General features: G+C 66.3%; 17 protein-coding genes. 9 read left to right on the top strand and 8 right to left on the bottom strand.

The features are described 5' to 3' along the window. The first annotated feature begins 184 nt into the window (after nt 1–184). Nucleotides 185–421 (top strand): hypothetical protein, encoded by a 237-nt coding sequence (locus KYC_RS19610; RefSeq protein ID WP_043518956.1) that lies wholly within the window; start codon nt 185–187, stop codon nt 419–421. Between the two features lie 3 nt (nt 422–424). Here the strand turns inward: KYC_RS19610 and KYC_RS19605 are convergent, their stop codons facing one another. Continuing rightward, a complete protein-coding gene (locus tag KYC_RS19605; RefSeq protein ID WP_008165568.1) occupies nt 425–766 on the bottom strand; it encodes a zinc ribbon domain-containing protein YjdM in 342 nt (113 codons plus the stop codon). Nucleotides 767–938: 172 nt separating this feature from the next. On the opposite strand from KYC_RS19605, the gene KYC_RS19600 reads away from it, so the two are divergent. Continuing rightward, a complete protein-coding gene (locus KYC_RS19600) occupies nt 939–1,862 on the top strand; it encodes an ABC transporter ATP-binding protein (protein ID WP_008165566.1) in 924 nt (307 codons plus the stop codon). After that, complete coding sequence (locus KYC_RS19595) at nt 1,859–2,620, top strand: ABC transporter permease (protein WP_008165564.1); 762 nt, start codon at nt 1,859–1,861, stop codon at nt 2,618–2,620. Before KYC_RS19600 ends, KYC_RS19595 begins: the two co-directional genes overlap by 4 nt. Before the next feature lie 105 nt (nt 2,621–2,725). On the opposite strand, the gene KYC_RS19590 is transcribed toward KYC_RS19595, so the two are convergent. Together KYC_RS19590 and KYC_RS19585 are read right to left on the bottom strand one after the other, a co-directional pair. After that, entirely contained in the window at nt 2,726–3,136 is a 411-nt protein-coding gene (locus tag KYC_RS19590) for a DUF4168 domain-containing protein (protein ID WP_008165562.1), read from the bottom strand. Between the two features lie 223 nt (nt 3,137–3,359). Beyond that, nucleotides 3,360–4,172 carry a sulfite exporter TauE/SafE family protein gene (locus tag KYC_RS19585; RefSeq protein WP_008165560.1) on the bottom strand — a complete coding sequence of 271 codons (813 nt, stop codon included), beginning with the start codon at nt 4,170–4,172 and terminating at the stop codon, nt 3,360–3,362. Between the two features lie 114 nt (nt 4,173–4,286). Between KYC_RS19585 and KYC_RS19580 the strand changes: the two genes are divergently transcribed. Beyond that, entirely contained in the window at nt 4,287–5,069 is a 783-nt protein-coding gene (locus KYC_RS19580; RefSeq protein ID WP_008165558.1) for an AraC family transcriptional regulator, read from the top strand. A gap of 17 nt (nt 5,070–5,086) precedes the next feature. Here the strand turns inward: KYC_RS19580 and trhA are convergent, their stop codons facing one another. Next, on the bottom strand, nt 5,087–5,731 hold the full coding sequence (gene trhA, locus KYC_RS19575) for a PAQR family membrane homeostasis protein TrhA (protein WP_008165557.1): 645 nt from the start codon (nt 5,729–5,731) through the stop codon (nt 5,087–5,089). Between the two features lie 592 nt (nt 5,732–6,323). Between trhA and KYC_RS19570 the strand changes: the two genes are divergently transcribed. Next, entirely contained in the window at nt 6,324–7,379 is a 1,056-nt protein-coding gene (locus KYC_RS19570) for an extracellular catalytic domain type 1 short-chain-length polyhydroxyalkanoate depolymerase (protein ID WP_238531966.1), read from the top strand. A 182-nt stretch (nt 7,380–7,561) separates the two neighbouring features. Continuing rightward, complete coding sequence (locus tag KYC_RS19565) at nt 7,562–8,092, top strand: DUF1993 domain-containing protein (RefSeq protein WP_043518955.1); 531 nt, start codon at nt 7,562–7,564, stop codon at nt 8,090–8,092. A 31-nt stretch (nt 8,093–8,123) separates the two neighbouring features. On the opposite strand, the gene KYC_RS19560 is transcribed toward KYC_RS19565, so the two are convergent. Then, entirely contained in the window at nt 8,124–8,621 is a 498-nt protein-coding gene (locus KYC_RS19560; protein ID WP_008165551.1) for a VOC family protein, read from the bottom strand. A 44-nt stretch (nt 8,622–8,665) separates the two neighbouring features. Then, on the bottom strand, nt 8,666–9,022 hold the full coding sequence (locus tag KYC_RS19555; RefSeq protein WP_008165549.1) for a DUF1428 domain-containing protein: 357 nt from the start codon (nt 9,020–9,022) through the stop codon (nt 8,666–8,668). Nucleotides 9,023–9,192: 170 nt separating this feature from the next. On the opposite strand from KYC_RS19555, the gene KYC_RS19550 reads away from it, so the two are divergent. After that, a complete protein-coding gene (locus tag KYC_RS19550; RefSeq protein ID WP_008165547.1) occupies nt 9,193–10,167 on the top strand; it encodes a GlxA family transcriptional regulator in 975 nt (324 codons plus the stop codon). A gap of 12 nt (nt 10,168–10,179) precedes the next feature. Here KYC_RS19550 and KYC_RS19545 read toward each other — a convergent pair whose 3' ends face one another. Both KYC_RS19545 and KYC_RS19540 read right to left on the bottom strand, forming a co-directional pair. After that, the gene (locus KYC_RS19545) at nt 10,180–10,632 is read right to left on the bottom strand and encodes a GNAT family N-acetyltransferase (protein WP_008165546.1); all 453 of its coding nucleotides are present in this window, start codon (nt 10,630–10,632) and stop codon (nt 10,180–10,182) included. 66 nt (nt 10,633–10,698) lie between these two features. Continuing rightward, nucleotides 10,699–11,175 carry a hypothetical protein gene (locus KYC_RS19540; protein WP_008165543.1) on the bottom strand — a complete coding sequence of 159 codons (477 nt, stop codon included), beginning with the start codon at nt 11,173–11,175 and terminating at the stop codon, nt 10,699–10,701. A gap of 154 nt (nt 11,176–11,329) precedes the next feature. Here KYC_RS19540 and KYC_RS19535 point away from each other — a divergent pair, with 154 nt between their 5' ends. Together KYC_RS19535 and KYC_RS19530 are read left to right on the top strand one after the other, a co-directional pair. Continuing rightward, nucleotides 11,330–11,917, top strand: coding sequence for an SUKH-4 family immunity protein (locus KYC_RS19535; RefSeq protein WP_008165541.1), 588 nt, complete (start codon nt 11,330–11,332; stop codon nt 11,915–11,917). 15 nt (nt 11,918–11,932) lie between these two features. Further along, nucleotides 11,933–12,610 (top strand): SMI1/KNR4 family protein, encoded by a 678-nt coding sequence (locus tag KYC_RS19530; protein WP_008165540.1) that lies wholly within the window; start codon nt 11,933–11,935, stop codon nt 12,608–12,610. Nucleotides 12,611–12,635 lie beyond the last annotated feature (25 nt).

Here is a 12,635-nt window from a genome sequence, read left to right as displayed (position 1 = left end):
GCCATGGTGGGTTGCTTCATCACGATTTACTTCGCAGTGACGCAGTTCGGCAACCAGCCCATCCAGGAAGGCATCGTCAAGCGCGGCCTGGTTATCGAGCAGGCCGCTTCCAAAGCCGGCGAGGCCCCGGGGGCGTTGAACGCCGTCGCCGCGCCCGCCAAACCTTGACCGGGGGAGTGCACGCATGGGAATGCGATCGTTGATGTGGATCCTGTGGCCGTCGTTTCTGGCTGCCGCCGCGGGTAGCGCACTGATCTTCGCCTTGATCGACCCGCTGGACGTCGCCATTTTCGGGCACGTCCCGTCGGGTCGGGTGGGCTTCTATACCGTGTCTTTCTTCGTGCTGTGGGTGATGGCGGGCCTGTCCAGCGCCCTCACGGCTTACCTGATGCCGAAGGTGGAAGAGGACGAGGACTTCTGAGGCTCAGGCCTTTTTGACGAATTCGGACTTCAGGCTCATGGGGCCGAAGCCGTCGATCTTGCAGTCGATGTCGTGGTCGGCGTCGACAAGGCGGATGCCCTTGACCTTGGTCCCCATCTTGATCACGCCGCCCGAACCCTTGAGCTTAAGGTCCTTGATGACGGTGACGGTGTCGCCGTCCTGCAGGACGTTGCCCGCCGAGTCGCGGTAGATCTTCGTCGCATCGTCCGCCGCGGTGTCGGCTTGCGCCGGCCACTCATGCGCGCATTCCGGACAGACGAAGAGCGCACCGTCTTCGTAGGTGAATTCCGACTGGCATTGGGGGCAGGAGGGCAGTGCGCTCACGTTGGAACCTCATGAAAACCGCGCTGATCGCGCAACGCGCAAGTATACGTGCCCACAAGTCGCGCCCAGGCCGTTAATTCCCGAAATCCAAACACACCGTTCCGCCAGACTGAACAAGCGGTAACGGTGCGGCGGGTAAAATCCTCGGCTATCAGTTTAGTTGGGGGCTCGCGTGCAGCCGGTCATTTCAGTTCAAGGCTTATCCAAACAATACGCCTCGGGGTTCCAGGCGCTCAAGAACGTGAGCCTGGACATCCAGCGCGGCGAGATCTTCGCGTTGCTCGGGCCGAACGGCGCGGGCAAGACCACGCTGATCAGCATCATCTGCGGCATCGTGAATCCCACGCACGGCAAGGTGCTGGCCGACGGCCACGACATCGTGTCGGATTTCCGCGCGGCGCGGTCCAAGATCGGGCTGGTGCCCCAGGAAATCTCCACCGACGCCTTCGAAAGCGTGTGGAACACGGTCACGTTCAGCCGCGGCCTGTTCGGCAAGCCGGCCGACCCGGCCTACATCGAAAAGGTCCTGCGCGACCTGTCGCTGTGGGACAAGAAAGACAGCCGCATCATGGCCTTGTCCGGCGGCATGAAGCGCCGCGTCATGATCGCCAAGGCGCTGTCGCACGAGCCCGCCATCCTGTTCCTGGACGAACCCACCGCGGGCGTCGACGTCGAACTGCGCCGCGGCATGTGGGAAATGGTGCGGCGCCTGCGGGAAAGTGGCGTGACCATCATCCTGACCACGCACTACATCGAGGAAGCCCAGGAAATGGCCGACCGCATCGGCGTGATCCGCAAGGGCGAGATCATCCTGGTCGAGGAAAAGGATGCGCTGATGGCCAAGCTGGGCAAACGCCAGCTCGCCCTGACGCTGAAAGCGCCGCTGCCGGGCATCCCGACCGCGCTGGACGCCTATCAGCTGGATCTGTCCGCCGACGGCTACAAGCTGGTCTACTCCTACGACAACCAGGGCGGCGGCGATATCTCGCGGCTGCTGCACGACCTTAGCAGGCTGCAGATCGAATTCACCGATCTGAATTCATCCGAAAGCTCGCTCGAGGACATCTTTGTCAGCCTGGTACACGGTCAATCATGAACTTCTACGCCATACGCGCCATCTATCTGTTCGAAATGGCCCGGGCCTGGCGCACGCTCATGCAGAGCGTGCTGTCGCCGGTGATTTCCACCTCGCTCTATTTTGTGGTGTTCGGGTCGGCCATCGGCTCGCACATGGTCGAGATCGACGGCGTGAGCTACGGCGCCTTCATCGTGCCCGGCATGATCATGCTGTCGCTGCTGACGCAAAGCGTCGCCAACGCCTCGTTCGGCATCTACATGCCGCGCTTTTCGGGGACCATCTACGAAATCCATTCAGCGCCCATCTCCTACGTCGAGATCGTCATGGGCTACGTGGGGGCCGCCGCCAGCAAGTCCATCATCCTGGGCCTCATCATGCTGGCCACGGCGCGCCTGTTCGTGGCGTTCGAGGTGGCGCATCCGTTCTGGATGCTGGGGTTCCTGGTGCTGACCGCCGTCACCTTCAGCCTGTTCGGCTTCATCATCGGGATCTGGGCCGACGGGTTCGAAAAGCTGCAGATCATTCCGCTGATGATCATCACGCCGCTGACCTTCCTGGGCGGCACGTTCTATTCCATCAACATGCTGCCGCCGTTCTGGCACACCGTTACGCTATTCAACCCGGTGGTGTACCTGGTCAGCGGCTTTCGCTGGGCCTTTTTCGGCGTGGCCGACGTCAGCGTCGAAATCAGCGTGGGCATGACCGTGGCGTTCCTGATCGCCTGCCTCATCGGCGTGCGCTGGATCTTCAAGACGGGCTATCGCCTGAAGACGTAGACCGGCCCGCGCAAGGCGGCCATCGTAAAAAAACGCCACGCTCCCGTGAAGGGGCGTGGCGTTTTGCCGCGGCCAGACTGCCGCCGCGACAGCGGGGGAAGCGGATCAGCGCGGGGCCGGGGCGCCCTGGCTCATGTTGATCACGCGCTGCTTGAGCTGGGGATCCTGCTGAACGGCCTGGCCGATGCCGTTGAATTCCTCGACCGTCAGGCCGTCGGCGCGCACCAACTGAACCATCTTGGCGTCGGCTTCCTGCACGACCTTCTGCTTGGCTTCGTTGGTCTTGGCGGCGTCGACCTTGGGACGGTATTCGTCCACGACGCCCGAAATCTTTTGCGATGCCGAGGCAAAGCGCTGCAATTGCTGGTCAGACGGCTTCACGGCGGCGGGCGCCATGCCGGGCTGCGCCTGGGACTGTCCTTGGGGCTGGGCGGCCTGTTGCGCCAGGGCAGGTGCACCGGACAGCGCCGTCGTCAGGATGGCGGCGGATAGGAATGCGTAAGTGGAACGCTGCATGAAACCTCCATGTTCCGGTTGAATGTGCGTCCATGATGACGACGCGACCCGCCCCGGGACAAGTTTCGCGATGTGTTTTCCTGTGTCGGCAGGCCACGATATGCGCCGGCGCGCCGGGAGGACGGCCCCAGGGAGCGTCACGGAAACGTTTTGCGCGGTTTCGTAGTCGCTGCTGGCCGCGATGTGACCTTAGGTTTGCGGGCGGCGGCGCCATCCACCTCCGCTACACGATCAGCATGGCGAGCATCACGGCGGCCAGCAGCAGCACGTACACGCGGGCGTGCAGCCGGTCGGGAATGCGGGGGATCAGCGGGGCGGCCAGGCGGATGCCGGCCAGCGAACCCAGCGCGAGGAGGGCGAAGGCCAGCAGGTCCACATAGCCCACGATCCATGGCGCCAGCGCGGCCGGCAGCCCACTGGCTGCGGCGATGTAGGCGATTGTGCCTGCGATGGCCACCGGCAAAGTCAGCGGGTTGGCCATCGCGGCGGCCTTGGCCATGGGCAGGCCGCGGCGGCGCAGCAGCGGCACCGTCATTACGCTGCCTCCCACCCCCAGAAACGCCGCGACCGCGCCGATGGCCACGCCGCCTAGCGTGGCCGCCCGCCCCAGGGGCCCGGGCGCCTGCCCGTCGCGCTGCGCCAGAAAACCCTGGCGCAGCAGGCAATCCAGGATCGTTGCGCCCAGGTAGGCAATGAAGGCGTACCGCAGCAGGCTTGCGTCCGTGCGGGTGGCGGCCAGCGCGCCCAGCAGGGCGCCAGCCGCGATATAGCCGGCCAGCGGCCAGACGTAGGCGTGCACGATGTTGCCGGCGCGCTGGTGCTTGCGCGTCGCCGCCACCGAATTGACGATCATGACGCAGGTGGAGGTGGCCACCGCGATGTGCATTGCCGACTGGCCGATGGCGTCGTGCGCGCCGTGGGCAGCGGTCAGTACGCCATACAGCACCGGCACCACCACGAAGCCGCCGCCGAATCCGAACAGTACGGTGGTGACGCCGCTCAGGGCGCCGAACAAGGCCAGAACCAGGTAGATCATGCCGTCCATCCAATGCGGGAAAGCCGCCACGATACGGCGGGCGGGCTTGGCCTGCTTTCCAGGTCTGGACAATAATGTTTTTGTTTCGGCCAACCCGTCCTGACGCCCGGCGCCATGCGCAATACCCATATCGACCGCTACGACCACGTGGACCGCGCGGTGGTCGCCATCGGCAACGACTACCCGCCAGGCGAGCTGCTGCCCGACCATGCGCATCGCCGCGCCCAGCTGCTCTACGGCGCCACCGGCGTCATGCATGTGGTTACGCGGGACGGCAATTGGGTGGTGCCGCCGCAGCGGGCCGTCTGGATACCCGCGGGCGTGACACACCAGGTCCGCATGCTGGGCGTGAGCACCCGGAGCGCGTATATCGAGCCCGGCGCGGCGCGCGCGGACCGCCATGCCTGCGAGGTCGTCGACGTGTCGCCGCTGTTGCGCCAGTTGCTGCTGGAGGCCGTAGACATGCCTGCCGACTACGACCGGAACGGCCGGGACGGCGCGCTGGCCGCTTTGCTGCTGCACGAGGTCGAGCGCGCGCCGGTGCTGCCGCTGCATATTCCGCTGCCGCGCGATGCGCGCCTGGCGCCGCTGTGCCGCGCCTTCATCGCCGCGCCCGACGCCCGTCTGCCGCCGCAAGTCTGGGCGGACGGCCTGCACATGAGCCTGCGCACCTTCACCCGCTACTTTCGGCGGCAAACGGGCATGGCGTTTTCAGAATGGCGGCAGCGCGCCTGCGTGGTGCTGGCGCTGGCCCGCCTGGCCGCGGGCGAGCCGGTTACGGCCATCGCGCTGGATTTCGGTTACCAGAGCCCGGCGGCGTTTTCCACGATGTTCCGGCGGGTGCTGGGCATGCCGCCGACGGAATACCTGAGGCGGGACCCGGAGCGGCCCGCCTGATCCGGCGGGCGCGGGCGTCAGGCGGCGTACCAGAACACCGCGAAGAAATGGCAGGCGGTGCCCGCCAGCACAAAGAGGTGCCAGATGAAATGGCTGTAGCGCCAGCGGTTATCGAACACGAAGAACACGACGCCGCCCGTGTAGGCCAGCCCGCCCGCCACCAGCCACCACAGGCCGCCGGCCGGCACCAGTTCCAGCAGCGGCTTGACGGCGATGACCACGATCCAGCCCATCGCCAGGTACAGTCCGGTGGACAAGGCCGGCCGGTTGAGCCGCTTGCTGGCCTTCAGGCCCACGCCTAGCAGCGCCAGCCCCCACACCAGTCCGAACAGCGTCCAGCCCCACGGACCGCGCAAGGCGCCCAGCGCGAACGGCGTGTAGGTGCCCGCGATCAGCAGGTAGATGGCGGAGTGGTCCAGCACGTTGAAGATTTGCTTGGCGCGGCAGCGGGGCAGGGCGTGATAGATGGTGGAAGCCAGGTACAGCAGGCACATGGAGGCGGCGAACACCGCCGCGCCTGCGATGAAGGCCGCGTCGCCCTGGCGCACCGCGGCCGCGATCAGCAGCGGCGTCCCGGCCAGCGCCCCGGCTGCGCCCACCCCATGGCTGATGCTGTTGGCGATTTCTTCGCCCAGGGTCTGGGGACGGTCGTTGGGAAACATGAATGATTCTTATCGAGGCAAGGCTTCCACAATAGGCGTTTTAGGGGGCGGGCTCAAGCGCCAGACGGGTTTCGCGGACGGCAATCCGGGACGGCTTTGATCTTGTGCAAGCGGGCGCGCAGCCGGGGAAAAATCGGGCCGGAATAGTTACTGTGTGATACATTTAACGCGCTAAACAACCGCCCTCAGAGGCGGCTTGCTTTTCTCTTTCCGGGCATACACCGCCGTCGGACCGCCCGCGCCGATGCGACGGCCATTCTCAGGGGAAGTACCGATGATTCCGGCAATCGGCCTTATGGCTTCCAGTAAAGTGGTCGAGGTTCGTCCCATCCCCACGTCCGCCGTGGCGCTGGTCTCCTGTCTGGATCCGCTCGCAGGCGCCGCCGCGCGTCCGCCCGCCCGCTGCTGACGACACGCATCTTCCCTTCGGGGCGGCATCGCCGCCACGCCCGTGTTCCTCCCCCTGCGTCGGACGCTGGCGGTGGCGCAAACAGGATCTACCGAACAGGCCCCAGCCATGGCGCGCAGTTTCAGCAGTCTGTTTTTCAAAGCGGCGAAGAAAATCACCAAGTTGCAGCGTGCGGCGTTGCGCATGGCGGCGCCGAAGGCCGCCCGCAAGCGCACGGCGAAGGCGCGCAAGAGCGCTGCCGAGGCGACGCGCGCGGCCAAGGCCATCAAGGCGGCCAAGGTCGCCGCCGCCGCGGCTGTCGCGCCGCCGCTGGGCCTGGGGCGCTGGGAGGCCTCCCGCCAGTTCGTCGACGGCTCGGGCCGCAGGCTGGCCTTTTCCCGCTACACCCCGGAATCCGCGCCCGGCGCGGGCATGCCCTTGGTCGTGATGCTGCATGGCTGCCGGCAGACGTCGGCGGCGTTCGCGCGGGGCTCGCGCATGAACCAATGGGCCGATGCTGGCGGCTTCATGGTGCTGTATCCGCAGCAGTCGATGACGCGGCAGGTGCAGCGCTGCTGGCGCTGGTTCCAGCCGGACGACGATCACGGCGGGGCCGAGGCCGACCTGATCGCCGCCCTGATCCGGTCGGAGGTCGTGCGCCATGGCCTGGACCCCGAGCGCGTCTACGTCGCCGGCCTGTCAGCGGGCGCCGGCATGGCGGCGCTGGTGGCCTTGCGGCATCCCGGACTGGTCGCCGCGGTGGCCATGCATTCCGGTCCGGTGGTGGGCGACGCCCATAGCGCCGCCGCCGGCATCGCCACGATGCGCCGGGGCAGCGTCAAGCCGATCGTGCCGTTGCTGGAGTCGGTGGCGGACCCGGCCGTCTTCCGGCTGGGCATGCCCGCATTGATCCTGCAGGGACTGCTGGATCCGGCCGTCGCGCCGCGCAACGCCCGTCAGCTGTTCGAACAGTTCCGCGCGGTGAACAACCCGAATCCCGAAGCGCTGCCCGTCGAGCGCGTGCTGGGCCTGGGCACCGAAAAGGCGTACCGCCGGGTGGACATCCTGCGCGGCCGCAAGACCGTGCTGCGCCTGTGCGAAATCGCGCGGGTGGAGCACGCGTGGAGCGGCGGCGATGAATCGGTCCGGTATCACTCGCGCAGCGGCCCGGATGCGTCGGCGCTGGTGTGGCGGTTTTTCCAGGGACAGCGCCGCGTCGGGGCCGCCCAGGCGGCCGGGGACGAGGCCGCCGCGGGGTGATTCCGCCCGGGCGCGTAGGGCGCAGGGAGGCCTGTCCCGCCTTGTTATTGTTGGCGCTTGATGAATGGATATGTCGGCCCCGGACGCGGCTGGATTGACGTCACGCGGCGTAAGATCGCGGCATTCCCGATCAGCCCGGCGCACCGTGCGCCGGCCACGCAAGCATTACGGAAACCACTGCCATGTCCCTATCCATGTACCAGGCGTCCGTGCCTGTCTTCATCCGCGGCCTGAAGGTGCTGGCCGCACTGCTGGAAAAAGCGGCCGCGCATGCCGAAGCGAACGGCATTGATCCCGCCCAGCTCGTCAATGCCCGGCTCGCGCCCGACATGTATCCGCTGTCGGGCCAGGTCCAGCGCGCCAGCGATGCGTCCAAGTTCGCCGTGCAGCGCCTGTCGCAGAACGAGGCGCCCAAATTCCCGGACAACGAGACAACGCTGCCGCAATTGCAGCAGCGCATCGCCGACACCCTGGCGTATGTGCAGAGCGTGCCGCCCGAGCAGATCGACGGGGCCGAAAGCCGCAAGGTCGCCTTAAGCTTCGGCGACTTCAAGCCCGAATTCCAGGGCGACGACTACCTGTTGACGTTCGCGCTGCCGAACTTCTATTTCCATGTCACGACCGCCTACGGCATTTTGCGGCAGGCGGGCGTGCCGATCGGCAAGATGGATTTCCTGGGGCCGTACCCGCAGCAGGGCGGATCGGGCGCGTAGGGCGCAGGGAGGCAGGCGCCTCCCTGTCCCTTCATTTTTTCGTCGCGTCTCCGCAGCCTTCCATCGGGCCCATCTTCGCCATGTTTGCCTGGATTTCCTCGGGCGTCAGGTCCTGCTTGTGTGTTGCGAGGGACCAGCGGTGCCCGAACGGGTCCACCACCTGGCCGTAGCGGTCGCCCCAGAACATGTCGGCGGCGGGCATCGTGATCTGGGCCCCGGCGGCCACCGCTTGCTGCAGCGCGGCGTCCACGTCCTTTACGTACAGGTGCAGGCAGATCGGCGTGCCCTTGAGCGCCTTCGGCCCCAGGCTGCCCCATTCCGGAAAATCGTCCATCATCATCAGCACGGAATCGCCGATACGGATGGCCGCGTGCATGACCTTGCCGTTGGGGCCGGGCAGTCGCACGATTTCTTCTGCGTTGAACGCCTTCTTGTAGAAAGCAATGGCATCGGACGCGCCTTCGCACACGATGTGCGGGGTCAGCGTATGCATGCCTTCGGGAATGTACTTGACTGCATTGGTAGCCATGTTGTGTCTCCAGTTTTCCAGAGGGCGGCGCTTGTGGCGCAGCCCTAGTTTCCGACCAGGGTGGCGAACCCTCCCCAGCACATGCGCTTGACGTCGAACACGCCGTCGCAGCACATGTCCGCCAGGCGAGGATCCGCCATGACCTTGGCGTTGATGCGGTTGCGTTCTTCCTTGCTGGGGTAGAGGATCCAGGCGAATACCACTGTTTCACCTTCGCGCGCTCCGGCCGCCGCGCTGAACGACGCGAAGCCTTCGCCGTCGATTTCATCCGCGACGCCTTCCCGGTAGTCGAGGGCGCCGTGTTCCCGCCAGATTCCTTCTGCGCGCTGGGCCATTTTCTTGTACGCGTCCAGGTTGGCCGTGGGCACGCTCAAGAGGAAACCATCTATGTACTTTTCCATCAGTCACTCCTTGGGTCCGTGTTGTTCTGTTTTGCGCCAGGACGCCCGCGAGCCGCCCCGGCAGCCGTCCGGATTCAGGGCCGGCAGATGTCACTGTATCGGGATCCCGGCGTGTTTCAGATAGGCGATTGCGACAATCTTGCGGGTAGATTGCGTCAGCGTGCAGGCGTATGCTTGGCGACATGAAAAACGTCGCGTTCCTGCTGCCCAAGGGGGCCAATATCGCCGCGCTGGAAACCGCGCGCCATGGCTTCCTGGTCGCCAATGAATACCTCGCCGCACATGGCCGCGAGCCCAGGTTCCACGTCCGGACCCTGGGCCTGACGCGCGAGGTCAGCCTGGACGACGGCCGTATCAAGGTGCAGGCCGACATGGTGCTGGCGGACGCGCGCGACATCCACATCGCCATTGCGCCGCCGCTGCTGGGTTCGGTGTCCGACGCCGTCCTGACCAACCGTGAGCTCATCGAATGGCTGTCGCGCCACCACCGCGATGGCGGCGAAGTCGCCAGCCTGTGCATGGGCGCCGCGCTGCTGGCCGCAGGCGGGGTGCTGGACGGCCAGCAGGCGGTGGTCCACTGGGTCGCGCAGAACCTGTACGCCAGCCTGTTCCCCAGCGTGCAGTGGATCAGCGACCGCGTCGTCATGGCGGAAAACGGCGTCTACACCAGCGGGGGCGCGTTTTCGGCGGCGCACCTGGTTCTGCACCTGATCGAAAAGTACACCGACCGCGACACCGCGATCTGGTGCGCCAAGTACTTCCAGCTGGACTGGAGCCGCCAGAGCCAGTTGCCGTTCAGCGTCTTCATGGGCCAAAAGGCCCACGCGGACGACATTGTGCGGGCCGTGCAGGACTACATCGAAGGACGCTACACGGAAAAGATCACCGTCGAAGAGCTGGCCGACCGCCACGCGCTGGGCCGCCGCACGCTGGAACGGCGCTTCCGCCAGGCCACCGGCAACAGCATCGTCGAATACGTGCAGCGCGTGCGCGTGGAAGCGGCCAAGCAGCGCCTGGAGACCTCGCGCAAGAGCGTCGCGGAAGTCATGTACGAAGTCGGCTACAACGACACCAAGGCGTTCCGCGACATCTTCAACAAGTACTGCGGTATGTCGCCGGTGGGGTACCGCGAGCGCTACCAGTAGCGCCGGCGGGCATCAGCCCTGATGGCGGTACACGCGCGTATCGCGCATGACGAAGCCGGCCGATTCATACAGGTGGTGCGCGGACAGGCGGCTGGGGTTGGACGTCAGGTCCAGCGTCCGCGCCTTCAGTTCGCGGCTCTTCACGATGGCCGCATGCGTCAGCGCCATGCCCACCTTCAGCCCGCGCGCCTGCTCGTCCACCACCACGTCCTCGATCCAGGCGCGCACACCCGTCGGGATGCGGAAATGCACCAGCGTCAGCGTGCCCACGATGCGCTGATCGGGTTCCATCGTGGCCACGAATACGTGATTGCTGGGCGCCCGGATGATTTCGTCCAGGTCGGCCTTCGACAGCGCGGGTGCGCTCTTGGACAGTTGCGGCAGCAGCCGTGCGAAGGCCTGCACCAGCTTGTCGTCCGCTTGCGTCGCCAAGGCGACGGTCACGCCATTGTCCAGGGGTTTCATCGTTTGCCTCCAGCGCGGTGTCAGCGCAAAGGGATGCCAGGATGATCTTAGCGGCGCCGCGCTTGCCTACTTGCCGCAGGCTACCCGCAACGCCTTCATCTGCGGGCTGTCTTCCGGAAACCGGACGAACTGCACCTGGCGCTCATCCGGGGTTTCGTCGCCCACAGAGGCGATAAGCTTGTCGTTCATGTAATAGCTGGTGGCCGGCAGAAAGCCCACCTGGGTGCGCCGGCAGCTGAACATCACGTCCGTCACGGAACGGTTGTAGCGTCCGCTATTCTTGTTCGCGCCCGGGATGGCCTGGGGCGAGGCGTACCTGAATTCCATTTTCCCTTTGGCGGTGCCCGACGCCTGCCGCGAATCCGGCTGGCCCGAGATGCGAATGGAGGCGTTGGGCAGGTCGCGGTGGGGCGGCACGTCGAACCATTGTTGCGCCTGGGCGCAGGCGCCGGCGGCAAGGCTGGCCGCGGCGGCCAGGGCCAGCCGGGCGGTCAGGCCCCGTATCCGGGAAGGGCGGGCGGAAACAGCGGTCGTTGTGCGCATGGTCGTTCCGTGGTCGAGAGCAGGTTGCCCAAACCGTCCGCGGGTGTGGAACCGGGCGGACGTGGGATCCGGGTCGGGGCCTCAACTGTAGCAAAATGCGGTCTGGCGCCGCGCGCGCGGCGCGCTTTATTTTTGAACAGATCCCCTTGCGACAATGACAAGCTTCCCCCAACTCCGCGGCCAGTTCGCCCGGTTCGGCGAACTGCGCCCGCAGCCGCGCAACCAGTGGAACGGCGGCATCCCGCTGCCGCCGGTGCTGGCCGACTTCTACGAGCAGGTGGGCCCGTGGGGCTCGACCTACCACGAGAACGTGGGCCCAGTCGGCATCACGCTGTCGGAAACCAATATCAGCTTCCCTCCGCTGCACCGCCTGTGGAACCTGCAGGCCGGTTATCGCTGGGACGCCTCCAACGGCCAGCGCGTGCCGCAGTGGCAGGACAACTGGCTGGTTATCGCGGACCGGAATGCGGATCCGTTCATCCTGGAAACCGATAGCGGGCGGATCCTGTACGCCATGCACGGCGCGGGCGCCTGGAACCCGGACGAGCTGGCGCCGGACCTGCCCACGCTGGCGGCGGCGCTGGCCGCGGTCGGGCTGGTGTGTCTGGAGGCCGACGAAGACTTGCACGACGACGACTGGGAGATCAAGCCCGCGCATCGCGAGCGCGCACTGCGCGACCTGGCCCGCGTGCTGGGCGACGAACAGGAAGCGGAGATCTTCCTGGAAACCATCGAGTTTTAAAGAAGGAATTGACGGATGGCGACCTACGCTGAACTGGCCGAAGCCAGCGGCATTGCCCTGCCCGGCGCGCTGCGCCAACTGATCGACGCGGGCCTCACGGGCTACGGCGACATCGAGGCCTGGCGCTCGGACTGGAAGGGCAACACGCTGGCCGCGAGGCCCGTGCTGTCGTGCATGGCCGACCTGGAATGGATCGACGCCGGACAGGCCAGCGAGACCGTGCAGGAATGGCTGAACCCTGCCTACCAGCATGGCAGGCGTTTCCTGCCGTTTGCGGAAACGGGCGCGGGCGACGCCTATTGCCTGACACCCACCGCCGATGGCGGCATCGGCGTTGCGCTGGTCTGGCACGACAGCGACGACGCGCGCATCGAATGGGCGTCGTTTGATGCCTTCGTCTTCGACGCGCTGTTGCGCAGCGCGCAGGAATGCACGCATCTGATCGAGGACGGCTTCAGCCCGGAAGAAAGCGTGACATGCGTCAGGGAGAACATCCATGTCGTGAAGGCATACTTGCCCGATGCCATGCGGGCCGGGTTGGATCGCCTGCTGGCAGATGCCGCGCGTTGCGCGACGGGCGAGCCGGGCGCGCTGGCCGGCCCGGACGCCGTGCTTGCAGCCGAGGCCCTCCTGCCGCCAGTCGACGACGAAACGTTCGACGTGGTGGTGCGTTGGGAGTGTGGCGAGGCATAGCGTGCGGCGGCGGCCCGGCATTCGA

It is taken from the genome of Achromobacter arsenitoxydans SY8 (assembly GCF_000236785.1).
Lineage (GTDB): Bacteria > Pseudomonadota > Gammaproteobacteria > Burkholderiales > Burkholderiaceae_B > Achromobacter > Achromobacter arsenitoxydans.
This window is presented reverse-complemented; position numbering and strand designations above follow the sequence as displayed.